The 23,992-nt window shown below is 52.8% G+C and carries 17 protein-coding genes; 12 read left to right on the forward strand and 5 right to left on the reverse strand.

From position 1 onward, the window contains the following. Positions 1 to 196 precede the first annotated feature (196 nt). From fadI to MJ923_RS06690, 3 genes are all read left to right on the forward strand, one after another. Positions 197 to 1,507, forward strand: a complete 1,311-nt coding sequence (gene fadI / locus MJ923_RS06680) for an acetyl-CoA C-acyltransferase FadI (protein WP_240590433.1) — start codon at positions 197 to 199, stop codon at positions 1,505 to 1,507. A gap of 6 nt (positions 1,508 to 1,513) precedes the next feature. Then, the gene (gene fadJ / locus MJ923_RS06685; RefSeq protein ID WP_240590434.1) at positions 1,514 to 3,637 is read left to right on the forward strand and encodes a fatty acid oxidation complex subunit alpha FadJ; all 2,124 of its coding nucleotides are present in this window, start codon (positions 1,514 to 1,516) and stop codon (positions 3,635 to 3,637) included. A gap of 169 nt (positions 3,638 to 3,806) precedes the next feature. After that, positions 3,807 to 4,010 (forward strand): hypothetical protein, encoded by a 204-nt coding sequence (locus tag MJ923_RS06690; protein ID WP_237158818.1) that lies wholly within the window; start codon positions 3,807 to 3,809, stop codon positions 4,008 to 4,010. A 205-nt stretch (positions 4,011 to 4,215) separates the two neighbouring features. Here MJ923_RS06690 and MJ923_RS06695 read toward each other — a convergent pair whose 3' ends face one another. The 3 genes from MJ923_RS06695 to MJ923_RS06705 form a co-directional block, all read right to left on the reverse strand. Further along, a complete protein-coding gene (locus MJ923_RS06695) occupies positions 4,216 to 4,881 on the reverse strand; it encodes a hypothetical protein (protein WP_240590435.1) in 666 nt (221 codons plus the stop codon). A 90-nt stretch (positions 4,882 to 4,971) separates the two neighbouring features. Beyond that, positions 4,972 to 9,264 carry an EAL domain-containing protein gene (locus MJ923_RS06700; RefSeq protein WP_276313033.1) on the reverse strand — a complete coding sequence of 1,431 codons (4,293 nt, stop codon included), beginning with the start codon at positions 9,262 to 9,264 and terminating at the stop codon, positions 4,972 to 4,974. Positions 9,265 to 9,504: 240 nt separating this feature from the next. Then, a complete protein-coding gene (locus MJ923_RS06705; protein ID WP_240590437.1) occupies positions 9,505 to 12,294 on the reverse strand; it encodes an insulinase family protein in 2,790 nt (929 codons plus the stop codon). A gap of 165 nt (positions 12,295 to 12,459) precedes the next feature. On the opposite strand from MJ923_RS06705, the gene sixA reads away from it, so the two are divergent. Beyond that, a complete protein-coding gene (gene sixA, locus MJ923_RS06710) occupies positions 12,460 to 12,930 on the forward strand; it encodes a phosphohistidine phosphatase SixA (protein WP_240590438.1) in 471 nt (156 codons plus the stop codon). A gap of 57 nt (positions 12,931 to 12,987) precedes the next feature. Here sixA and smrB read toward each other — a convergent pair whose 3' ends face one another. Next, the gene (gene smrB, locus MJ923_RS06715; RefSeq protein WP_240590439.1) at positions 12,988 to 13,518 is read right to left on the reverse strand and encodes an endonuclease SmrB; all 531 of its coding nucleotides are present in this window, start codon (positions 13,516 to 13,518) and stop codon (positions 12,988 to 12,990) included. A 79-nt stretch (positions 13,519 to 13,597) separates the two neighbouring features. On the opposite strand from smrB, the gene prmB reads away from it, so the two are divergent. From prmB to MJ923_RS06740, 5 genes are all read left to right on the forward strand, one after another. After that, positions 13,598 to 14,542: a 50S ribosomal protein L3 N(5)-glutamine methyltransferase gene (prmB, locus tag MJ923_RS06720; protein WP_126167311.1), complete on the forward strand. Its 945-nt coding sequence runs from the start codon at positions 13,598 to 13,600 to the stop codon at positions 14,540 to 14,542. Between the two features lie 73 nt (positions 14,543 to 14,615). Further along, complete coding sequence (gene aroC, locus MJ923_RS06725; protein ID WP_240590440.1) at positions 14,616 to 15,713, forward strand: chorismate synthase; 1,098 nt, start codon at positions 14,616 to 14,618, stop codon at positions 15,711 to 15,713. A gap of 26 nt (positions 15,714 to 15,739) precedes the next feature. After that, positions 15,740 to 16,891, forward strand: a complete 1,152-nt coding sequence (locus MJ923_RS06730; RefSeq protein WP_240590869.1) for an MFS transporter — start codon at positions 15,740 to 15,742, stop codon at positions 16,889 to 16,891. 47 nt (positions 16,892 to 16,938) lie between these two features. After that, entirely contained in the window at positions 16,939 to 18,063 is a 1,125-nt protein-coding gene (locus MJ923_RS06735; RefSeq protein ID WP_240590441.1) for an ATP-NAD kinase family protein, read from the forward strand. A 3-nt stretch (positions 18,064 to 18,066) separates the two neighbouring features. Beyond that, positions 18,067 to 18,330 (forward strand): YfcL family protein, encoded by a 264-nt coding sequence (locus tag MJ923_RS06740; protein ID WP_240590442.1) that lies wholly within the window; start codon positions 18,067 to 18,069, stop codon positions 18,328 to 18,330. A gap of 189 nt (positions 18,331 to 18,519) precedes the next feature. Here the strand turns inward: MJ923_RS06740 and mnmC1 are convergent, their stop codons facing one another. Next, the gene (gene mnmC1, locus MJ923_RS06745; protein ID WP_240590443.1) at positions 18,520 to 20,304 is read right to left on the reverse strand and encodes an FAD-dependent 5-carboxymethylaminomethyl-2-thiouridine(34) oxidoreductase MnmC1; all 1,785 of its coding nucleotides are present in this window, start codon (positions 20,302 to 20,304) and stop codon (positions 18,520 to 18,522) included. A gap of 142 nt (positions 20,305 to 20,446) precedes the next feature. Between mnmC1 and fabB the strand changes: the two genes are divergently transcribed. From fabB to MJ923_RS06760, 3 genes are all read left to right on the forward strand, one after another. Further along, complete coding sequence (gene fabB / locus MJ923_RS06750) at positions 20,447 to 21,658, forward strand: beta-ketoacyl-ACP synthase I (RefSeq protein WP_126167306.1); 1,212 nt, start codon at positions 20,447 to 20,449, stop codon at positions 21,656 to 21,658. A gap of 116 nt (positions 21,659 to 21,774) precedes the next feature. Beyond that, a complete protein-coding gene (locus tag MJ923_RS06755) occupies positions 21,775 to 22,902 on the forward strand; it encodes a 4-phosphoerythronate dehydrogenase (protein WP_240590444.1) in 1,128 nt (375 codons plus the stop codon). Positions 22,903 to 22,907: 5 nt separating this feature from the next. Then, on the forward strand, positions 22,908 to 23,924 hold the full coding sequence (locus MJ923_RS06760; RefSeq protein ID WP_126167304.1) for an aspartate-semialdehyde dehydrogenase: 1,017 nt from the start codon (positions 22,908 to 22,910) through the stop codon (positions 23,922 to 23,924). The last annotated feature ends 68 nt before the right edge of the window (positions 23,925 to 23,992 follow it).

Consider the following 23,992-nt stretch of genomic DNA (forward strand, 5'->3'; position numbering starts at 1 on the left):
AGACATTCCCTATGGTAAAAAATTCCCTGCCACCTTGGCTAGAGGTAAAAATGCAAACAGCTGTTTAAAACCCGGTGACAAGAAGTTAGAATCAGGTCACACTTTAATGGTCAGACCTGTTGTTTGCAGTTCAGGTCAACAAGGAAATGAGCAGCTCGGGACAGCGGCCCGATGCGGATAATAAAGAGGGTGACAAATGAGTGACAGACAGCAGGTAACCAACGCCCGTGGCGAACGTATCGCCATTGTAGCGGGCCTTCGTACCCCCTTTGCCAAGCAGGCGACCGCCTTTCACGGTGTGTCGGCGCTGGACATGGGTAAGATGGTGGTAAATGAACTCCTTAGCCGCAGCGAGCTTGATCCCAAGCTGGTCGAGCAGCTGGTGTATGGCCAGGTGGTACAGATGCCTGCCGCCCCCAACATCGCCCGTGAAATTGTGCTGGGTACCGGCATGGACGTGTCCACCGATGCTTACAGTGTTACCCGCGCCTGTGCCACCAGTTTCCAATCCACAGTGAATATTGCCGAAAGCATCATGACCGGCAACATCGAAGTGGGTATTGCTGGCGGCGCCGATTCATCCTCTGTGCTGCCAATCGGGGTGTCGAAAAAGCTTGCCCATGCGCTGGTTGATTTGACCAAAGCCCGTACCTTCGGCCAGAAACTGGCGATTTTCCGCCGTTTGGGCCTTAAAGATTTGCTGCCGGTGCCGCCCGCAGTTGCTGAATACTCTACGGGTTTGTCTATGGGGCAGACCGCCGAGCAAATGGCGAAAAGCCATGGGATCAGCCGCGCCGATCAGGATGCACTGGCACACCGCTCACACTCCCTTGCGGCCGAAACCTGGGCTTCAGGCGTGTTGCGTGACGAAGTGATGGTGGCCCATGTGCCGCCATACAAGAGCTTTATTGAGCAGGACAACAACATCCGCGCCAACTCAGAGCTTGAGTCTTACGCCAAGCTGCGTCCCGTGTTTGACCGCAAACACGGCACAGTGACTGCCGCCAACAGTACCCCGTTGACCGACGGCGCCTCTGCCATTCTGCTGATGAGTGAAGGCAAGGCCAAAGCTCTGGGTTATACCCCAATCGGCTACATCAAGAGTTACGCTTTTGCTGCCATCGATGTGTGGGAAGACATGCTGATGGGCCCATCTTACGCCACCCCGCTGGCACTTAAGCGCGCCGGTATGCAGCTTGAAGATCTGACTCTGATTGAAATGCACGAGGCCTTTGCCGCCCAGGCGCTGGCCAACATGAAGATGTTTGCCTCGAAAAAGTTTGCCGAAGAAAAACTCGGTCAGAGCCGTGCCATCGGTGACATCGACATGACCCGCTTTAACGTGCTCGGTGGCTCAATTGCTTACGGCCACCCCTTTGCCGCCACCGGCGCCCGTTTGATCACCCAGATGTGTAACGAACTTAAGCGTCGCGGCGGCGGTACCGGTTTGACTACGGCCTGTGCGGCCGGTGGTTTGGGCGCGGCAATGATCCTGGAAGTGGAGTAACGGACAATGGAAAAGACCTTTAACCTGACTCGCCGCGACGACGGCATTGCCCTGCTGACCATGGACGTGCCGGGCGAAACCATGAATACCTTAAAAGCGCAATTTGCCCCCGAGATCACTGCTATTTTGCAGGAGATCAAAGCAGATAGCAGCATTAAGGGCCTGGTGCTTATTTCCGGTAAAGCCGACTCCTTTGTGGCGGGCGCCGATATTTCCATGCTGGATGCCTGTCAAACCGCAGAAGATGCAAGATTACTGTCCCGTCAGGGTCACCATGTATTTGCCGAACTTGAAGGTCTGTCTATTCCGGTAGTTGCAGCTATCCACGGTGCCTGTCTCGGTGGTGGCCTCGAGCTGGCGCTGGCCTGTCATCAGCGGGTTTGCAGTGACAGCAGCAAAACCATGTTGGGTGTACCTGAGGTACAACTGGGTCTGCTGCCGGGCGGCGGTGGCACCCAACGTCTGCCACGTCTTGTGGGTATCGCCAAGGCGCTGGATTTGATGCTGACTGGTAAGCAGGTGCGTCCCAAGCAGGCCATTAAGATGGGCCTGGTGGATGATGTGGTGCCTGAATCTATTTTGCTCGAAACCGCCATTAAGATGGCCGGGGCGGGTAAAAAGACCCGTAAGCCGCAAAAGACCTCACTGGTAACCAAGCTGCTGGAAGGCACCCCTGTGGGCCGTAACATTATGTTCGATCAGGCCAGCAAGCAGGTAACGAAGAAGACCCAGGGTAACTATCCTGCGCCATTCAAGATTATCGATTGTGTCCGTGAAGGCATGGCTAGCGGCATGGACAAGGGGCTGGAGCTGGAAGCAGCGCACTTTGGTACGCTGGTGGCAACCCCCGAGTCTGCCGCGCTGCGCTCTATTTTCTTTGCAACGACCGAAATGAAAAAAGAAACCGGTGCCGGTGAGGCCAAGCCACGCAAGGTGGCCAAAGCCGTGGTGCTGGGTGGCGGTCTGATGGGCGGCGGAATTGCCTCTGTGACCACCACCAAGGCCAAGGTGCCGGTGCGGGTGAAAGACATCAGCGAGAAGGGGCTGTCCAATGCGCTTGGCTATGCTTATTCGCTGCTGGACAAGGGCGTTAAGCGCCGTCATATGACACCGGCTCAGCGTGACAAGCTGATGTCATTGATGACCACAACCACCGAATATCGCGGCGTAAAAGATGCCGATATCGTGGTTGAGGCGGTGTTTGAAGACTTGAACCTCAAGCATCAGATGGTGCGCGATATCGAGAAAGAGTGTGGCGAGCACACCATTTTTGCGTCAAACACCTCGTCGCTGCCTATTACCCAAATTGCCGAGGCTGCGAGCCGGCCGGAAAATGTGATTGGTCTGCATTACTTCTCTCCGGTGGAAAAAATGCCGCTGGTGGAAGTGATTGCGCACGAGAAAACCTCACCCGAGACCATTGCAACCACAGTCTCCTTTGCCCGCAAGCAGGGTAAAACGCCGATTGTGGTAAAAGACTGTGCCGGTTTTTATGTGAACCGTATTCTGGCGCTGTACATGAACGAAGCAGCGCAGTTGCTGCTGGAAGGTCAGCCGGTTGAGCATCTGGATAAGGCGCTGGTGAAGTTTGGCTTCCCGGTGGGTCCAATGACATTGCTCGATGAAGTGGGCATTGATGTGGGCGCCAAGATTTCACCGATTCTTGAGAAGGAGCTTGGTGAGCGCTTCAAAGCTCCGGCCGCCTTTGACAAGCTGATGGCCGACGATCGCAAGGGCCGTAAGAACGGCAAGGGTTTCTACCTCTATGGCAAAGCGGCCAAGAAAGGCAAGAAGGTGGATGAGAGTGTTTACGGGGTGCTGGGTTTGGTACCCGGCAGTGCCAAAGAAGCCGGCGAGATTGCCGAGCGCTGCGTAGTACAGATGCTCAATGAAGCGGTGCGCTGTCTGGAAGAGGGCATTATTGCGTCGCCCCGTGACGGTGATATTGGCGCCATCTTCGGTATCGGCTTCCCACCTTTCCTGGGAGGTCCTTTCCGCTACATGGATACCTTGGGTGCCGCCAAAATGGTGAGCCTGCTTGAAGGCTATCAGGCGAAGTATGGCGAGCGTTTTGCGCCCACTGAATTGCTTAAATCCATGGCGGCTGACGGTAAACGTTTTTACGGGTAAGCGTGCCTTTTGATTAAAAAAGCGGCAATTAAATGCCGCTTTTTTATTGCCATGAGGAAAAAAATTGCCTGAAAAATGTTCGAATGTAGCGCCGTGATAAGGTAAACTCAGCGGCTCTTTTGCAAGACATTATGTGCAGGATGCGCCCGGTTAGACGTTGAGGTGATAGATGTTGATATTACTTATCCTGTTGATGAGTGTCGGTTCTGCCTGGTATTTGGGGTTGATGGCGTTTTCCCAGGGAATGCCGGTGAAGCGCTGGGCATTTGTCGGCGCTTTGATTGGCCCTGCGGGTTATCCGCTTTTTACCACCCACAAGCGCCTGAATGAGCGCAGGGCGGGGCGCCTGTCCGGCAACGGCTTTTGGTGCTGAAATCCTCTTAAACGACAAAGGGAGCCGATTGGCTCCCTTTGTCTTTGGTCATGGCAAACTCAGTTCCACCAGCCCTTGGCGTTTACGACCTGCAGTTCGGTGATACCTTTCGGCAGTGCCACCTTCTTACGTTCCTGCTTGGCCAGTCCCAGTGCTTTCATGATTGAATCAAACATAACCTAATCTCCCTTGATAGCGCCGCTGATTAAGCGGTTTGGCTGTAGCGGATGTTTGGTACGCCAGCGGTTTCGGTGTAACGGATGTTGGGTACACCGGCAGTTTGGACGTCGCTGTAGCGGATGTTAGGTACGCCAGCGGTTTCGGTGTAACGGATGTTGGGCACACCGGCAGTTTGGACGTCGCTGTAGCGGATGTTAGGTACGCCAGCGGTTTCTGTGTAACGGATGTTGGGCACACCGGCAGTTTGGACGTCGCTGTAGCGGATGTTAGGTACGCCAGCGGTTTCGCTGTAACGGATGTTGGGTACACCGGCAGTTTGGACTTCGCTGTAGCGGATGTTAGGTACGCCAGCGGTTTCGGTGTAACGGATGTTGGGCACACCGGCAGTTTGGACGTCGCTGTAGCGGATGTTAGGTACGCCAGCGGTTTCGGTGTAACGGATGTTGGGTACACCGGCAGTTTGGACATCGGTGTAACGGATGTTGGGTACACCGGCAGTTTGGACATCGCTGTAACGGATGTTGGGTACACCGGCAGTTTGGACATCGCTGTAACGGATGTTTGGCACGCCGGCAGTTTGGGCGTCGGTATAGCGAATGTTCGGTACGCCAGCGGTAGCAGAACTTACATTGTTAGCGGCAGCAACAGCGACAGTAATCAGGGCAACAGTTGTCAGAATTCCTTTGATCATTTTTATATTCTCTCAGTTGGTTGTTTAAATGTTGACGCTGAGAGAGATGATGCAGGTGTTGTGCCAAAGTTGCCTTGGTTACTGTTTTAATTACCTTTGGTTGTATTTTTGCGCAAGAAATTCGGCCAGATCCTGACGCAGTAATTCGGCAAACTCCTGTTCAGGAACGGCTTTGCTGTATATATAACCTTGAATTTCCTCGCATTTTAGTGCGCGAAGAATATTGAGCTGTGACGGAACTTCCACGCCTTCACCAACCACGGTCAGTCCCATGTTGTGGGCGATGGTGATGATGGAATCCACCATCTTCAGATCCCGGTCAGACTTGTCGATGTCATCCACAAATGCCTTGTCAATTTTCAGGGTATGGATGGGGAAGCGTTTCAGGTACGACAGCGACGAATAACCGGTACCAAAGTCGTCCAGCGCCAGGCTTACCCCCATCTTGGCCAGCTGCTGCATGACTTTGATGGCTTTCTCAGGCTGCTTGATGACGGTGCCTTCGGTGATTTCCAGCTCCAGATTGCCGGCTGGCAGTTGAGTGAGTCGTAAAATTGACTCGATACGCTGCTGCAGATCGGGAAGGGCAAACTGACGTGACGACAAATTGACAGCCACCCGGCCATCGAATATCCCTTGCTCACGCCACTTCTGAGCAGCAAAGCAGGCTTTGCGCATCACCAGATCGCCGATTTCTACAATCAGACCGGTTTCCTCCGCCAGGGGAATAAACTCGGAAGGTGGAATGAGACCGTGCACCGGGTGCACCAGCCGTACCAGCGCCTCCATACCGGCCATGCGGGAGCTGCGCAGATCAATTTTGGGTTGGTAGTAGACTTCAAACAGATCGTCTCTTAAGCCTTCGCGGATGAGGTTTTCCACCTCCAGTTGCCTCATGGCATTGCGGTTAAGGGATTCAGAATAGAACTGATAACGGTTACCGCCTGCCGATTTTGCGTGGTACATGGCGATATCGGCTTTACGCAGCAGCGCCTGCTCATTTTGCTCATCTTCCGGATAGAGCACGATACCAATACTGACGCCCACGACCAGCTTTTCACCCGCGAGTTCGAATGGCGCCACAAAGGCATCCACCACCCCTTTGGCGATAGCAGCAGAGCTGCCGATGTCCGGCTCTTTGTCGATAAGAATGGCAAATTCATCGCCGCCCAGGCGGTATAAGCTGGTGTGGGCAGGCAGGGCGCCGGACATGCGCCGTGAGACCATCAGCAGCAACTCATCACCAATTTGGTGGCCGAGTGAGTCGTTGATCTTTTTAAAGTTATCCAAATCCAACACCATAAGGGTGTGGTGGGTATCTTTCTTAACCAGGTTACTCAGCGACACCTGCAGGTTTGAGCGGTTCGGCAGCCCTGTCAGTAAATCATTGTTGGTGAGCTTTCTAAGCTCCTCTTCCTGCATCTTACGGCGGGAAATATCAGAAAACACCCCAACAAAATGGCTCAGGGTACCCTGTTCATCATAAATAGCATCGATAGTGAGCTCCATCAGGAACGTAGAATTGTCGCCACGTTTAGATTCAACCTCAGCACTCCAGCGGCCCTGCTGGCGCAAAATGATCCGCACCTGCTCAGAGTACACATCCGGATAACAGGCAAAATGCAGCACTGTGCCAATAAAGCTGTCTCTGTCGAGCATACAGATGTCACAGCAGGCTTCGTTTACTTCCACAAAACGGAAGTCATTATCGAGAATGAACATGCCTTCGGAGATGTTCTCGATAGCCCGTTCGAACAGCTTGAGTTGTTCTTCTGCTTGTTTGAAATTGTTGATGTTTTTGATAGTGCCTGTCATACGCAGGGCATTATCACTGTCGTCCCGTTCTACAATTTTGGCTCGGTCGAGGATCCAGACCCAGTGCCCATCTTTACCTTTCACCCGATATGCAGCTTCGAAGTGATCAGTCTCGCCGTAGAAGTGGCGATTAAGCGCTTCGCGTACTCTTTCCTGATCCTGAGGATGAATGTTGCTTTCTTCATCACCACGGCCTGAACGATGACCGTCCTTGGGAAACTCCAGCGAGCCCCAGATGTTGGAGCGGTAGATTTTGCCGGTTTCTATATCCCAGTCCCACATTTCATCCCCGCTGCCCCAGAGGGACAGTTTCAGACGCTCTTCACTGATAGCTATCTGTCGCTGCACTTCCCGGCGGCGCAGAATCCCCTTCATGATGGTGATGGAGACGACAATCACCATCAGTGCGTAGGCCAATTTGGCTTCTCTGGACATCCACCATGGTGGAGTAACTACTAAATTTAACGACTTTACTGGGCCTGTGAACTGAGATAATTGATCGACAGCATAGACCTCAAAAGTGTAATTTCCAGGAGAAAGGTTTGTATAAGTGGCGTGCCTGTTAGATTTAGATGGGATCCAGTCATCAGAAAGCCCCTGCAACCTGTAAAAATACTCGACAGAACCATCATTTACCTTTGGAGTTGAAAATTCCAAAGTCAGAGGGTAGTCAGAGTATTTTACTTTCACTTCATTGGAGTGATTGATTGCTTTTTCTAAAAACTCCGAGCCAATTTTTACTGTTGAGTTAAATATTAAAAGATCATCAAGTGATGTTTCCAAATTACGGCTTACGTAGTCAAGGTATTTTTTGAGGGTTTGAGGTTGGAGAACGGATACACCGTTAACGCCACCAAACAATATACCATCGTTAAAATACCCGATCCCTTGATTGTTGTATTCTTCCTGGCTTCCATTTTTAGAGGATAATTTGAATGTGTTATTGCCACTCTTAATCCAAATTTCACCAATGGACGACGCGTAAATGCTATTATCTACAATTTTAAGGCTGTAAACTGGTTTTTCAGTTTTAAATGTCTGAGTTATGGAGTTGTCAGCCTTACTTATTTGATAGACACCGTTACCGGTTCCGAAGTATATAAAGCTGTCATGTTCATATACAGAGTATACCATTTCACCTTGGAATATTTCCCTTTGGTAATCTTTTCCAACCTCGGTGAGTCCATCTTGATGTGCTAAATAGTAAATGCCATCAACACCGGCAACTTGAAAAATCGGGCTCTTTAAAGTGAGTGGCACAGTCTCAGTTTTGTAGTTGTCACTCAATTTTATTTTAAGTAATTCAAAAGATTGAGTTCCAGCAACTACGACATTGTTCTTTTCGTCATAATTAAGTGTGTAGGAAGGCTTGCTACTAATAACTATGGGCTTCTGATCTAAATTGGCTAGGTTGTAGAGGTATACACCTTTCTCTGACGCCACTACAAGCTCGTTATTTTCGGTCAAAAGTGCTGTCTTGAAGCCGCCAATTGTAGTATCGACTCTCAACAATTCATCAAGGCTAATATCTAATATCTTCAAAATAGGTGAATCGTCGCTGATTACCGTTTTATTAGAGTAGGTATTTATCGACCAAATGTTTCCATCTATACCTTTAAGCTTCTTTACAATATTGCTTTCTGTATCTATGGATATAAAGCCACGATTTGTATCAGTAATAATTTTTTTGTTTTTAGTTGCAAATAATTCAGGTTTTAGTAAATGGTTGCTCTCATCAATTACACCATAATGTTGCGGATAGAGAATAAAGTTGCTGACGCTAAGTACATTTCCTTGAAGGATTACTCTGTTATCTGAATAACTGACAGCATCCTTTAATTCTTCATACTCGTAGGTATTTCCAAACTCATCAATCTTTACAAGAGTCGATTTTGTATCTATTAATAATGAATTAGAGGCTTTTTCTATGCTAATAGCGTTATTCGCAAAGATGGAGCATTCATTGAAATTTAGAGAGCACTTAATAACAGAGCCGTCTTGGTTTCTAACAAAATAGTGATTGTTAAAATCAACAATCTTTTTTATGTAATGGAAATTTTTATTGGTAAACTCACTGACTTTTTCAATGTGTTTATTAAACTCAATTAAACTGTTGTCAGTACCAATGAGTAATCTATTGCCAACCCTATTTATTGACCATATTGGTTTGTTTTTTATACTGGTTTCATGAAAGTTCTCAAATAGTTCGTCATAGAAGAATAGACCTTTATCTGTCCCAATGTACAGATCCCCATCTTCAGTATACAAGCTCAAAATAAATGAGCTTGTTAACCCAGACTCTTTACTCGAGTAAAAATTTTTGAACTCCTTGCCATTAAATCGATTCAAGCCGCTCAAGGTGCCAAGCCATATATAGCCGTCATCATCTTCCGCAATCGCTGTTACCGTATTTTGCGATAGCCCATCTGACACCCCATAAGTAGTGGTGTTGATAGTCAACTTTGCTTCAGTAGCGTGACTGAACTCCGTTGTCGTATTGGTATGAGACGCCGCTTGATTAGAAAACAGGCACAATGAAAAGCAGATGATGGCAAGGGCTTTTTGCATATGTTGTTGTAGGTTTTTATGCAGGAACAGTTGCACTTAAGTGTTATCCCACTCTTTCAGAAAGTGACTGATTTGTCAAAAGGGTTGAGAATAATTTTTCTTTACACGCCAGTCAGATGCGCAAAAAGCACCCGGGTGGTTCAGTGCTGCAACAGCAGCGCCTGGATCTGATGTCGCGTTTTTTCAGCATGTCGTGCTGCCAATAGGTGATTCTCAGGTAGGCTGTGCGTCAAAATCGTCTCAGAGACTGAATTTCTCTGACTGAAGTTTGAAAGTCCGCAGATCGGTTATCATTCGTTCGGATGTCAGCGCGTCCAGGTGACGATGCTGCTCTCCGGTGCTGAACATCACCAGTCGATCGCAGTGTTTGGTGCGCATTTTCTGCATCATGAATTTAATCAAATCGGCTCGGGTGAGCTTTTCGATTTCGGCCACCACCAGTTCGCGCTGATTAAAACCATAGTCCTTATTCCCAATACTGACCCAATAGCGCTGGCCACGGGTTTTGAGATTGGCATCGTGCTCCATAACCTGGTTAATCAAGCCAAGTTTGGTCGCTTCCCATTGCTCCTTGGTAATTTGCATGACCGCATAGCTGAAGTCGGCAATGAACTCATCTATTGCTTCGAGTAATTGCAGCGGTCCGGCGGAAGGGGACTGAATATAAAAAATCATCCCTGGGTGCCGGTTCAGTGGCAAATAGCCTGTGCCTACCATATAGCCCAGTTGTTGTTCGGTGCGCAGTTCGTGGAAGAAGGTGGATGACATTGTGTGGTTCATCAGCGCAAACAATGCCATTTTCTCGGGCGTGGCAGACGGGGACTGATAGTAAACGATGATGGCGCTGTCCTGGTGGTTGATAGAAAGCTCTCTCAGAACTGTGCCCTTGCCGGCGAGGTTGACAAGCTCACGGGCCGACTCGCCGCTGGGGGTGGAAACCAGCGACAGTATATGGCTGAGCCGCTCGGCCAAGGCCTTGGCTTCATCGGTTAGCCAGTCGCCATATACCAGGCCTTCAAGATAAATCTTTTCATAAAAGGCGCGTACGTGGTCGTGCAGGTCTTCCAGGGTGCATTCTTCCAGCATCTGAGCCATCCGCAGTGGCTCATAGGAGCGTCGCTGCAGGGTTACCGTAAGGCTGGTAAAGAGTTGCGAAATGGGCTTGGCCTGGGCGGCATTATACCAGCTGCGAAGCAGTTGCCGCTTGGTGACATCAAAGCGCTCCTGGGTAAAGTTGCGTTCGCGGGCCTTGTTAATAAGCAGCGCCAGCAGGGTTTCCTGATTACCGGTAAAACCACTTAAATGCAGGGTCAGCCCACCCTGGTGCGGGTAGATGTTGTAATTAAGACCTGCTACCTCGGCTGGATAGGTGTATTCGGTGAGGTAGTCGAGCAGCATTTCCACATAAAGTCGGGTCAGCGCTGCAGTGCGTGGGTCTGCGCTGGCATGGTCTGAGTCCAGCGATAAAAACAGGTGCCCCTTGGGAACCTTGAATTCATCATCCTTTTTATGCCACAGCCGGTAACCAGCCGCTTCGGCCACCACCACAGGTACCTCAGACTGGCTTTTGTCCGGTCTGGCCTGCGCATCATCCACAATGAAGGGGTTGGGCTCCGGCAGGGTGAGGGCATCAATGTCACCGGTTGGTGTCCAACGCGCCCGCTCTTCGTCTGTGAGTTTTCGCACCAGATAGGGCGTGTGGTACCAATCGGCCTGGGTGTTGGTATCCAGCTCCTGACACACCAGCTGTACCCGCAGATTATCCAGACTCATCTGCTCAAGCAGCCCCGCACACTCGCCAATGTCGAGCCCGTCCATGCGGTAATCGCCGAACATCAGGTCGTCCACACCGTAGTGATGCATGTTAATGGACAAATGGCTGGCCAAATCCATCGCCTTAATCTGTTCCTGATAGCGAAAGGCGAGTCTCAGCAGGCTGGCACGCTCTCGATAACGCCAGTCTTCCAGTCCCGTTTGCTTGATAAGTTCAAGGTATTCAAAGGTCAGGCGAATAATTTCATCCAGCTTGCCAAGGCCACGATCAGTAAGCTGAAAACTGATGTTGTAGTCTTTAAAGTTGTAGCCATTTACGCCGCCACCGGCAGAAATCTGATTTACCCAGCCTTTTTCTTTGAGCACGGCCTGCAGACTGCCCTGGCTTTCGTTGCCGAGTAAATGGCTTAAAAAGGTCAGCGGTTTACGGCGGTACAGGTTATCGATGCCGGGTAGCGGGAAAGTCAGGGTCAGCCGCTTTTGCTCTTTCAGCGGGATTGCCTGCACCCACACGCCCAGCTCGGCCTCAGTATAAAGTGGCTCAGTGGGGTAATGTTTGACGATGGCGCCGTTGGCAATGGCGCTGAAATAGGTGCGCGCCTGCGCTTCAAGAGTATCCAGCGACTCTGGCGACACCAGGCACAGGGTCATCAGGTTGGCGCTGTAATGGGCGCGGTAAAACGCCAGCAGCTCTTCACGTACTGCGTCCTGATCGCCTGCCAGGGTTTCAAGATTACCGACCGAAAACTTGCTGAACGGGTGTTTTGGGTTCACGGTTTCCTTATGAACCTGATACACCCGGCGCACATCGTCTTTCAGTTTCAGGCTGTATTCCGACTCAATGGCCTGACGTTCTCTATCGACCAGTTCGCGGTTAAACAGCGGTGCAATAAAAAACTGGCTGAAGCGGCTTAAGGATTCCTCAAAGGCATCGGCATTGATGGTGAAGAAAAAATTGGTGTGCTCGGTGCCGGTCCAGGCGTTGTTGCTGCCGCCATGTTGGTTGATAAAGGCATGATATTCGCCGGGATCAGGATAGGCTTCGGTGCCCAAAAACAGCATATGCTCAAGGAAGTGCGCCATGCCGGGCCTGTGCGCCGGGTCGTCGAAATGGCCCACATTGACTGCCATGGAGGCTGCGGCCTGGCTCGCCTGATGGTCAGACACCAAAAGCACCCTGAGCGCGTTATCCAGCTCAAGGTAACGATATAGACGGTGATCGTTTGGACTGGTGACGGGTTTCTGGTTGACCGGCAAGGCGAGTCTCCAAAGTCGAGGAATCGTTATATATTGATAGCCAGACAGGTTTTTGGCAAACAATCCGTGGGCTTGTCGACTAAAGATTAACGCTTTTTCAGTTTGTCACATCATGAATTCGGGCTACAATTGGCGCGAAATAACACAGAGGGCGGCGAAAGAAGTATGCAGCTATTTTTGATGAGGCACGGTGAGGCAGGCTATCAGGCACTGTCGGACAGAGACAGAACCCTTACCGACACCGGACGTTACCATACCAGCGTTATGAGTAACTTCCTTACCCGTCTTGTCAGCGAGTTCGATTTGGTTCTGGTCAGCCCCTATCTGCGTGCCCAGCAGACCTGGCAGGAGCTGGCGACCCATTTCCCCGAGCCGCGTAAGTGGATGACACTGGATGATTTAACGCCATCTGCCGATCCCGCTACTGCCGCCAGTCTGGTGGTAGCCTATGCCGAGCAATACAAAGCCGATAAGGTGTTGGTGATTGCCCACATGCCGCTGCTCGGTTACATGGTCAGTGAGCTGGTGCGTGGCACCGAGCCGCCACTGTTTGCCACTTCCGGTGTGTGTTTGCTGGATAAACACGGTGAACAGTGCCATCAGGTGTGGATGCACAACCCCCATACCATCAATTGAACCCATTCAATAAAAAAGCAGCCATCTGGCTGCTTTTTTTGTGCTTTTAACATGGCTTCAGCGTCGATGGGGTAGGTCGCCTAAATCCACCAGTACCAGCAGCGCTGCATCACCGCCCCATTCTTTGGGCGCCTGATGGAAGGCCAGTACCTGCGGATGCTGCGCAAGCCACAGAGGTAACTGCTGCTTGAGCACCCCGGTGCCATAGCCATGCATCACACTCACGCACTGGCACTGCTCGCGGATAGCCGCTTCAACCAGAGCCGCCAGCTCCAGCTTGGCCTCGGTTTGACGCATACCGTGCAAGTCCAAAATCAGATCCGGCACATAATCGCCCCGGCGCAAACGTTTGAGTACCAGATAATCGGCATGGTCGGCACGCCAGCGCATCGGGCCTTCGGTCGGCAAAAGTGGCTGAAAGGTATCTGAAAAATAATGGGAAGCCGCCAGTTTCGGCGCCTGCTCATCGAGCTCGGCGCGGGTCTTTACCGGGGTGCCAAAGTGCTTTTTATCCTGAGTCAGCGGACGAATGCCGTCGACCAGCGCCTGAAACTCCTCCAGGCCTTCTTGGGAGATAATCTTGGTCATGGCGCTATTTTATTGAATCCTGTGCCAAGTGAACAGAGTTCAGTTACAATGCCCGCAAACCATATCGCTGGAGCCTGTTTTGGATAAGATATTTGTTGATGAAGCGGTCACCGAGCTTCGCACCATTGGAGATATGCTGCGCTGGGCCGTGAGCCGTTTTAACGATGCCAAGGTCTATTATGGCCACGGTACCGACAACGCCTGGGACGAGGCAGTTGCCTTGGTATTCCATGCGCTGCACCTGCCCGACGATCTGGGCCGTGAAGTCATCAACGCCAACCTCACCAGCAGCGAAAAACACAAGATTGTTGAGCTGATTATCCGCCGGGTGCGTGAGCGCCTGCCAGTGCCTTATCTGACCAACCGCGCCTTCTTTGCCGGGCTCGAATTCTACGTGGATGAGCGGGTGTTGGTACCACGTTCGCCCATTGCTGAAATGATTGAAAACCGTTTTGGTCCATGGCTTTACAACAAGCCAGTTGGTCGCATTCTCGATTTGTGTACCGGCAGTGGCTGTATCGCCATCGCCTGTGCCCACACCTTCGAAGAAGCTGAAGTGGACGCGCTGGATATCAGTGAAGATGCGCTGGATGTGGCGCAAATCAACGTGGAATCCCACGAACTGATTGAGCGGGTGTTCCCGATGCAGTCGGATTTGTTCTCGGCCATTCCCAAGGGCCCGCAATACGATTTGATTGTCTCCAACCCGCCTTATGTGGATGAAGAAGATATCGGCGATATGCCGGATGAGTACCACCATGAGCCGGCTATTGGTCTTGCCTCTGGCCGCGATGGCCTGGACATCACCAAGCGCATCCTGGCCAATGCCGCCGACTACCTGACGCCATCGGGCATCCTGGTGGTGGAAGTGGGCAACTCCATGGTGCATCTAATGGAACAGTTCCCAGAAGTGCCTTTCACCTGGGTCAGCTTCGAGCGGGGTGGCGATGGAGTCTTTGTGCTCACCCGCGATCAGCTAGTTGAAAATGAATCACTGTTCGCCATCTATAAAGATAGGGAATAATGGGGCGGCCTCGGTAGCGCCGGGGCAAGCCACTGAGGTTACAGATTAATCAGACAAGAGGATACGCGCGCGGATGTCGGGGAACAGCATAGGTCAGAATTTCGTGGTTACTACCTTTGGCGAGAGCCATGGGGTGGCGCTCGGTTGCATTATCGATGGTTGCCCTCCGGGCCTCGAGCTTACCGAAGCCGATATGCAGCATGATCTCGACCGCCGCCGCCCGGGCACTTCCCGCTATACCACGGCGCGCCGTGAGCCGGACGAAGTGCGTATTCTGTCGGGTGTTTTCGAAGGCAAAACCACAGGTACTTCCATTGGTCTGATTATCGAAAACACCGATCAGCGCAGCCAGGATTATAGCAATATCAAAGACCTGTTCCGCCCTGGCCACGCCGATTACACCTATCAGCAAAAGTACGGCCTGCGCGATTACCGCGGCGGTGGCCGTTCGTCCGCCCGTGAAACCGCCATGCGGGTTGCTGCCGGTGCCGTGGCGAAAAAGTACCTCAAAGCCGTTCACGGAATTGAGATCTACGGTTTCCTGTCGCAACTTGGGCCCATTGAGGCTGAGCACATCGACCGCGACCAGATTGAGCAAAATGCCTTTTTCTTCCCCGACGCCAGCAAGCTTGAAGCGCTGGATGAATATATGCGCGAGCTGAAAAAATCCGGCGACTCCATCGGTGCCAAGGTCAGCGTGATTGCCACCAATGTACCAGTGGGCCTGGGTGAGCCTGTGTTTGACCGTCTCGATGCCGACATCGCCCATGCGCTGATGGGTATCAATGCCGTGAAGGGCGTGGAAATAGGCGATGGTTTCGCTGTAGTGACCCAAAAGGGCTCCGAGCATCGTGATTTGATGTCACCCGAGGGCTTTGCCAGCAACCATGCCGGCGGCGTGCTTGGCGGCATTTCCTCCGGCCAGCCGATTGTGGCGCACATGGCGCTTAAGCCAACGTCCAGTATCAGTATTCCCGGCGAGAGCATGACAGTGCAGGGCAATACTGCTGAAGTGGTTACCAAGGGCCGTCACGACCCCTGCGTGGGCATTCGCGCCGTGCCTATTGCCGAGGCCATGTTGGCGATTGTATTGATGGATCATCTGCTCAGACACCGTGCTCAGAATCAGTACGTGCACAGCGAAACCCCTGTGCTGGGGATGCGCTCTTAAGGAAAGCCGTGTTCAAGACGTCACCCATGAGCGCCGAGGTTCAGCTACGCTGGCTCGGCGCCTGTTATTTCTTCTTCTTTGCCATTCTTGGCGTCATGGTGCCTTACCTTGGCGTCTTCTTCGAATCCCGCGGCTTTAACGCCACTGAAATCGGCTCTCTGCTTGCCATTCTTATGGCCACCCGCATCATTGCGCCTAATCTGTGGGCCATAGTTGCCGACAAAACCGGGATGCGCAGTGAGCTGATTAAAATCGGTGCAGGTGCGGGTGCACTTACCTATTTAAGTTTCTTCCATCCGGGCGCCTTCTGGTACATGGTGGTCAGCCTCACTGTGTATACCTTTTTCTGGAATGCGATTTTGGCGCAGCTTGAGGTGATAACCCTGGAGACCCTTGGTGATAAGCCGCAGCGCTATGGCATCATCAGAAGCTTTGGCAGTTTGGGTTACATTGTACTGGTGGTGGCCGCCGGCTTTGCCATAGGTCACTGGGGCCCGGAAGTGTTGCCTTACATCGGCATGGGCCTCTTTGCCGGTATGCTGGCGGCCTGTTTACCGCTGCCTGCCAATCGGGTGAAGCTAAGCCGGGATACGCCCAAGGTGAAAGTCAAACTGGCCGGCCCCATCGGCTGGTTTCTATTGTCGGCCATCTTGCTGCAAATGAGCGCCGGACCTTTTTACGGCTTTTTCGTGCTGTATTTGAAAGATGCCGGCTACAGCGAGGCGACAGCCGGTCTCTTTGTGGCCCTCGGAGTCATTGCCGAAATCGTCATGTTTATGCTCGCGCCGAGGCTACTTGGCAAATACGGTATCAAGCCACTGCTGTTTATCAGCATTTTATTTACCGCATTTCGCTGGTTGATGATGGCTTGGGGCGTTGAGAGTCTCTTCTGGTTGTCGCTGAGTCAGCTGTTGCATGCCTTTACCTTTGGCTTAGTGCATGCCGCCTCTATTCAGTTTATTCACCAACAGTTTGATGTGAGCCGCCGCAGCACAGGGCAGGCGCTCTATGCCAGTCTCAGCTTCGGTGTTGGCGGGGCGCTGGGGACCTGGGCCTGCGGCCTGGTCTACAGCTATAACCCAAGCCTTTGCTGGGTGCTGGCAGCCGCTTTTGCCTTTGTGGCGGCACTGCTTGTGTTGCCTTTGCCGGGACGTAGAGTCGAAACGGCAGCCGTTTAAAGACAAGTTAGAACAGAATAAGAAGTACCCACAAAAAGAGGAACACCATGGCCAGTAAGTTCAGATTGGGCCTCATTATTAACCCGCTGGCGGGGCTTGGCGGCAGCGTTGCCCTTAAAGGCAGTGACGGCGTGGCCGAAGAAGCGCTTGCCCGAGGCGCCGAGCCGAAGGCACATTTGCGGATGCGCACGGCGCTTGAGCAGGTGCTGCCCTATAAAGCGCGGTTTATTGTTCATACCGCAGCAGGCAGCATGGGTGAAGACCTGTGCCGTGAACTCGGCTTCGAGATACAGGTGCACTATCAACCCAAAGGCGAGCAAACCACGGCGAAGGATACCCGTGAGGCAGTAAAAGCCTTGGCCAGTGAGACCCTGGATATGCTGCTTTTTGCCGGTGGCGATGGCACCGCCCGTGACGTCTTTGCCGAAGTGGATGAGCAGCAGGTGGTGCTTGGCGTGCCGGCCGGAGTGAAAATCCATTCGGGTGTCTATGGTATTACCCCCAAGGCCTCGGGGCTGGTGCTCAAGATGCTGATGCAGGGCGAATTGGTGTCGCTGATGAGCGCCGATGTGATGGATATCGACGAAGAGGCCTTTCGTCAGGGCACTGTGCGGGCCCGCCGTTTTGGTGAGATGCTGGTTCCGGCCGAGCCACGCTATGTGCAGGCAGTGAAGATGGGCGGCAAGGAAGTCGATGAGCTGGTGCTTGCCGATATTGCCGCCGAAATCGCCTCTGAGATGGACGACAGCCTCTATATCATGGGCTCCGGCAGCACTGTTGCGGCCGTGATGGAAGAACTTGGGCTCGATAATACCCTGCTTGGGGTGGATCTGGTTCAGGACCGTACGCTTATCGCCTCGGATCTGACCGCTCAGCAGTTGCTTGAGCAAACCGAAAATCAGCCACTTAAGCTGGTTATCACCCTCATTGGTGGCCAGGGGCATATCCTTGGCCGTGGCAATCAGCAGTTGTCACCGGCGCTTATTCGGCGGGTGGGTAAAGAAAATATTTTGATTGTTGCCACCAAAACCAAGCTGAAAGCCCTTGAAGGGCGACCGCTTATCGTGGATAGTGGCGACCCAGAACTGGACCAGGCCTTGACTGGTTATTATCGGGTAGTGACAGGCTACCGCGACTATGTGATGTATCAGGTCGCAAATCCGACGGAGTAACAGATGTTTGAGAAATACGACACCGCCCTGGATAACTGGATTGAGGGCATAGTAGCGAGCGGCGATGATGATGCCTTGTTCGCCAGCGGCTATTTGCAGGGCCACTTTGCCGTGGCATTGGCAGAACTTGAAACCGAAGGCGGCATCGATAACTCGCTGTTGGACGGCAAGATGGAAAAGTGCCTTGAAACCGCCCGTGGTGAGCTGTCCGACGCCGACTACGCGCTGGTAGAAGCCGCCTGGGCTCAGCTGCGCGGCCAGTTTTAACTGTCAAAGCCTCCAGGCATTGAAGACCGAGCCGCCAGGCATGGAAGACACAGTCGCCGGGTATCAAACACCAAGTCGCTTGGCATCAAATACTTGGCCATCAAATACTTGGCATCAAATACGAAAAAGGCAGGTTCAACCTGCCTTTTTGCTTTTCGTAACTAAGCTGTTGTAAGTCCAGTGCTGTTGTCAGTCCAGCGCCTTGCCTTTTTTAAGCTTCCTGAGCCACATACGATTGGGGTTTAACGCATCCATCACGGCGCGCTCCAGCACTGGCACAGTGCCTGATAGGCTGTCTGCCAGGCACTCCGCAATCAGCGGGCCGCTGGATAAACCCCGCGAGCCGAGGCCTGAGAAGATATAGAGCCCGGGATGCACAGGCGCAGCGTGGCTTTGCCAGTATTGAGCCCCCTTGGGACCATGGCCAACGGCTTGATATTGCGCCTGAATTTCTGCCACATCGGGCGCGGCGCCCGCCATCGGCAGATGATCGCGGCTTACCATCCGAATACCTGCGCGGGCGCTTTGGCCGCTGATATCCAAATCCTTCACCCAGTCTTTGCCGGGATAACTTTCCTGCATCTTGTGCAGGTTTTCCTGCTGCTCCTGCTCGCGATACTCGACGGAAGTGTCACTGCGCACATAGCTTGCGCCCATGCAGTGGCTGCCGCCGTCAGTGGGCGTAAAGTAGCCGTGGGCGCAGAGCACGGTTTTAAGCAGCCCAAGTTTGCCTTGGGTGGGCACATGGCTTACCTGACCACGAAAAGGCGCCAGTTGCAGCACCTGGGTTTGGGCAAGTTCCGTTATCCTGTGGCCGGTGGCCAGCACCAGAACCTTGGTATCAATGTCACCTGCCGGAGTGCACAGGCGCCAGCCATCACAGGTTTGCTCAATCGTGCTGATATTCACATCAAAATGGCACTCAAGCCCCAGAACTTTGGCTTCTGCAATGGCGGCCTCACAGAGTTTGGCCGGTGACACCCAGCCGCCGTGGGGGTAATAGATGCCGCCCTTATCGATGGCCACACCGGCGATGTGATTTGCCTCTTGGGCATCGACCCGCCTGGCGACTTCTTTGGGCCAGGTTCTTCCCAAAAGTTTTTCGATGCGCTCAGCGGCGCGCTCATCATGGCCGGTTTGCAGCACGCCACAAAAATCGAAGGGCAGGGGATGATGAGCCAGGGACTCCACAAAGCGTTTGGCATACAAAAAGGCCGGTACAAACAGCCGGGTCAGCGCATCGTCCTCTGGTGTCAGCAGCGGGTAAATGGCGCCCTGACGATTCCCCGAGGCGCCCATGCCGGGTGCAGCCTCGGCGCAGTAAAGCCTGACCTTATGGCCACGGCAAAGCAGCGACAGCGCAAGGCTGGCTCCAGCCACCCCAGCGCCGACAATGCTGATATCTTTTGGTTTGAAAGGGGGCTTAATGGGACGCTCTATTGGCATGTCTTGCCTGGTATCGCCAATCAGTATGCTGCCTTGGTGCATGAGATTAAGCGCTGTCTGCTCAAATGGCCCGCTGGGGCGAATAAGCACATCAACACTGGCTTTATCGAAGGTCGCGAGTGTGGCGGCTTTGTTTTGCTCACAAAGGTAAAAGTCGAGCCAGCAGCTGTCATCAAGATGAAACCTTTGTCCGCCTTTAATGTGGCTCGCGGCCATGGCAAAGGACGAGAGCGGATGGCCGGCATCCATAGCAAGGGCGTTAAGCTCTGCCTCATCTTTTAGCAGCATGATGATCTGCAATGGCTTTTTAGCCGTATGCTGTATGCTGGTGCTTGAGGCTGCGCTGATACTGTCATTCTGGAGAGTGGCAGTGTGGATGTCAGCAAAGGGCGTATTTGTTCGCACGGCCGCGAGCAGCCACTGCCAAAGCGGCGGCTCAGGCAGCGCCTCAAACAGCACAACACAGGGGCCTTCAGGCAGGGGCAGTGATGATGGCAAGGCCATATCGATGGCAAAAAACTCGGGCATGGGGCTAAAAAAATTTACTCGATGTCGCGAAATTGGCATTATTTTACCGCCCTTTATGGAAAGCTGACCACTTAAAAGCGCCAAAGGGGATACTATTGGCGCACTAAAATTGGTACTCCCAGTACGGAATGGATAGTAAAACATGAAAAGAGTCGTTATCACCGGCATTGGCATCGTTTCCAGTATCGGTAACAACAAACAAGAAGTGACCGAATCACTCAAGGCCGGACGCAGCGGTATTACCCATTCCGCTCAGTTTGAAGAGATGCAGCTTCGCAGCCACGTTTGGGGCAATATCAAGCTGGATCCCGCTGAGCACATCGACAGAAAGGCGCTGCGCTTTATGGGTGATGCGGCAGCTTATGCCTATCTCGCCATGCAGGAAGCCATCAGCGATGCCAACCTGACTGAAGAACAATATTCCAATCCCCGCGTGGGCCTGGTGGTGGGTACCGGCGGTGCCTCATCTTCCAACCAGGTGCAGGCGGCCGACACCCTGCGTGAAAAGGGTGTGAAGCGCGTAGGCCCATACATTGTGCCGCGTATCATGGCTTCTACTGCCTCTGCTTGTTTGGCAACCCCATTCAAAATCAAAGGCTTCAACTACTCAATCAGCTCTGCCTGTGCCACCTCTGCCCACTGTATCGGTCACGCTGCCGAGCTTATCCAAATGGGTAAGCAGGACATGGTATTCGCCGGTGGCGCCGAAGAGCTGGACTGGACCCTGACCATGGGCTTCGACGCCATGGGCGCGCTGTCTACCAAGTACAACGAAACCCCAGAAAAAGCCTCACGCACCTATGATGCAGACCGCGACGGTTTTGTTATCTCCGGTGGCGGCGGTATCGTGATTGTTGAAGAGCTGGAGCACGCGCTGGCCCGCGGCGCCAAGATCTACGCCGAAGTTATCGGTTATGGTGCCTCTTCAGACGGTTACGACATGGTAGCCCCAAGCGGCGAAGGCGCCATGCGCTGTATGCAGATGGCCCTGGCAGATGTTGATACCCCAATCGACTACATCAACACCCACGGTACTTCTACTCCGGTTGGTGATGTGCGCGAGCTCGAAGCCATCCGCGAAGTGTTTGCCAGTAACGTGCCTCCCATCGCTTCAACCAAATCACTCACTGGCCACGCGCTGGGCGCAGCTGGTGTGCATGAAGCCATCTACAGCTTGCTGATGCTGGAAAACGGCTTTATTGCTGCCTCCGCCAACGTAGAAAACGTTGATCCACAAGCGGCTGACATGCCGATTGTGACCGAATACCGCGATGCTGAGCTCACCACAGTAATGAGCAACAGCTTCGGTTTCGGCGGCACCAACGCCACACTGGTGATGCGTAAGTACCGCTAAGCGGCCGCGTCAGACATATTTGCGAGCACAGTTTTCGCAAAATCAAAAGGGAAGCCAGGCTTCCCTTTTTTATTGTCTGTTACAATGCGCGCCATGCAGCAACAGGAGCTTTGCAGATGAAAATCCTTGCCGATGAAAATATGCCCTATGTGGACGCGCTCTTTGGGGAGCTTGGCGACATCCACTTTGTTAATGGCCGCAGTTTAACTGCGGAGCAGGTCGCCGATGCAGACGTGCTGCTGGTGCGCTCGGTCACCAAAGTGAATGCGGCGCTGCTTGCACAAAATCAGCGGCTTAAATTTGTCGGCAGCGCCACCATAGGCACAGATCATGTTGATAAGGCCTTGCTGGGGAGTCTGGGCATTCCTTTTGCCAATGCGCCGGGCTGCAACGCCACTGCTGTGGGTGAATATGCGTTTATCGCCATGATGGAACTCGCCAGCCGCTATAACGAGCAGCTTAAAGAAAAGAAAGTCGCCATTGTCGGTGCGGGCAACACAGGCTCGGCCCTGAGTCGTTGTCTGGATGCCTACGGCGTTGAATATCGGCTCTGCGACCCATTGCTGGCCAAGTCCGGCGATGCCAGAGCGTTTCATAACCTTGATGAGCTGATAGCCTGGGCGGATGTAGTCAGCCTGCATGTGCCGCTTACCAAAGAGGGCGAGCATGCTACCTGGTATCTTTTTGACGAAAAACGCTTAAATGCGCTCAAGCCAAACGCCTGGCTGCTTAACTGCTGCCGCGGCGAAGTGATAGATAACCGGGCGCTGATCAAAGTGAAAACCAGCCGTACTGACATTAAGTTGGTGCTGGATGTGTGGGAAGGGGAGCCAAGCCCCATGATTGAGCTGGTGCCTTTGGCCGACATCGCCACTCCGCACATTGCCGGATACAGTCTCGAAGGTAAGGCCCGCGGCACCTTTATGCTGTATCAGGCGCTGTGTCGTGAGCTTGGCGTAAACGCCGACAAGAGCCTGGACACCTTGCTGCCGCCGTTTCGTTTGGCTTCGGTTTGCTTGCAGTCAGTGCCCGATGAAAAGGCGCTGCTGAGTCTGTGTCGCAGCGTATATGACCTGCGGGATGACGACTGGCAATTCCGCCAAAGTGGCACCGATAGCCTGGGTTTTGACAATATGAGAAAAAATCACCAACACAGGCGAGAATTCAGTGCCCTTAAGCTGGAAAACGTCATGGGATCTGAGGTAGATTGGTTATCCTTTTTAGGTTTTTCTAACGTCGGTTGAGTATTATGTCGCAGGAATTTAATGTCGTTGTATTGGGTGCATCGGGCGCCGTGGGTCAGACTATGATCGAGATCCTCGAAGAGCGTAATTTCCCCGTTGCCAATCTTTTCCCTCTGGCCAGCGCCCGCAGCGCCGGTGATACCGTGACCTTCCATGGTAAACAGGTGGAAATTCTTGACGTTGAAACCTTCGACTGGTCCCAGGCGCAAATTGGTTTCTTCTCAGCCGGTGGTGATGTATCTGCCAAGTGGGCGCCAATTGCCGCCGACAATGGCTGCGTGGTTATCGACAATACCTCCCACTTCCGTTATGACCTGGATATTCCGCTGGTTGTGCCGGAAGTGAACCCGGAGGCCATTGCCGACTTCCGTACCCGCAATATCATTGCCAACCCTAACTGCTCTACCATCCAGATGCTGGTTGCGCTGAAGCCGATTTACGATGCTTACGGTATCGATAGAATCAACGTGTGTACCTATCAATCGGTATCCGGTACCGGCAAGAAGGCCATCGAAGAGCTGGCCGGTCAGTGTGCCAAGTTGCTGCAGGGCCTGCCGGTAGAGCCAAGCGTTTATCCAAAGCAGATTGCCTTTAACGTGCTGCCACACATCGATAAATTCCAGGATAACGGCTACACCAAGGAAGAAATGAAGATGGTGTGGGAAACCCGCAAAATCTTCGGTGATGACTCGATTCTGGTGAACCCAACGGCGGTGCGTGTACCTGTGTTTTATGGTCACTCAGAAGCGGTACACATCGAAACCCGTGACCCTGTGGATGCAGAAACTGTAAAAGCGCTGCTGCGTGATGCCCCTGGCGTAGTGCTGTTTGAAGACGATGATGACTATCCAACCGCAGTGACCGATGGCGCTGGCCAGGATCCTGTGTACGTTGGCCGTGTGCGTAACGACATCTCTCACCCCAATGGGATCAACCTTTGGGTGGTGTCTGACAACATCCGTAAAGGCGCCGCCCTGAACAGTGTTCAGATTGGTGAAATTCTCATCCGCGACTACCTGTAAAACAGCCCGAAGTCGCTGAGATTGTTGAAAAAGCCCGCAACGCGCGGGCTTTTTTTGTTTTGCAAATG

It is taken from the genome of Shewanella zhuhaiensis (assembly GCF_022484835.1).
GTDB lineage: Bacteria > Pseudomonadota > Gammaproteobacteria > Enterobacterales > Shewanellaceae > Shewanella > Shewanella khirikhana.

Bases quoted from the DNA above. Each gene is read 5' to 3' on its own strand.
- fadI (WP_240590433.1), top strand. From the start codon at position 197: ATGAGTGACAGACAGCAGGTAACCAACGCCCGTGGCGAACGTATCGCC.
- fadJ (WP_240590434.1), top strand. From the start codon at position 1,514: ATGGAAAAGACCTTTAACCTGACTCGCCGCGACGACGGCATTGCCCTG.
- MJ923_RS06690 (WP_237158818.1), top strand. From the start codon at position 3,807: ATGTTGATATTACTTATCCTGTTGATGAGTGTCGGTTCTGCCTGGTAT.
- MJ923_RS06695 (WP_240590435.1), bottom strand. From the start codon at position 4,881: ATGATCAAAGGAATTCTGACAACTGTTGCCCTGATTACTGTCGCTGTT.
- MJ923_RS06700 (WP_276313033.1), bottom strand. From the start codon at position 9,264: ATGCAAAAAGCCCTTGCCATCATCTGCTTTTCATTGTGCCTGTTTTCT.
- sixA (WP_240590438.1), top strand. From the start codon at position 12,460: ATGCAGCTATTTTTGATGAGGCACGGTGAGGCAGGCTATCAGGCACTG.
- smrB (WP_240590439.1), bottom strand. From the start codon at position 13,518: ATGACCAAGATTATCTCCCAAGAAGGCCTGGAGGAGTTTCAGGCGCTG.
- aroC (WP_240590440.1), top strand. From the start codon at position 14,616: ATGTCGGGGAACAGCATAGGTCAGAATTTCGTGGTTACTACCTTTGGC.
- MJ923_RS06730 (WP_240590869.1), top strand. From the start codon at position 15,740: ATGAGCGCCGAGGTTCAGCTACGCTGGCTCGGCGCCTGTTATTTCTTC.
- MJ923_RS06735 (WP_240590441.1), top strand. From the start codon at position 16,939: ATGGCCAGTAAGTTCAGATTGGGCCTCATTATTAACCCGCTGGCGGGG.
- MJ923_RS06740 (WP_240590442.1), top strand. From the start codon at position 18,067: ATGTTTGAGAAATACGACACCGCCCTGGATAACTGGATTGAGGGCATA.
- mnmC1 (WP_240590443.1), bottom strand. From the start codon at position 20,304: ATGCCCGAGTTTTTTGCCATCGATATGGCCTTGCCATCATCACTGCCC.
- fabB (WP_126167306.1), top strand. From the start codon at position 20,447: ATGAAAAGAGTCGTTATCACCGGCATTGGCATCGTTTCCAGTATCGGT.
- MJ923_RS06755 (WP_240590444.1), top strand. From the start codon at position 21,775: ATGAAAATCCTTGCCGATGAAAATATGCCCTATGTGGACGCGCTCTTT.
- MJ923_RS06760 (WP_126167304.1), top strand. From the start codon at position 22,908: ATGTCGCAGGAATTTAATGTCGTTGTATTGGGTGCATCGGGCGCCGTG.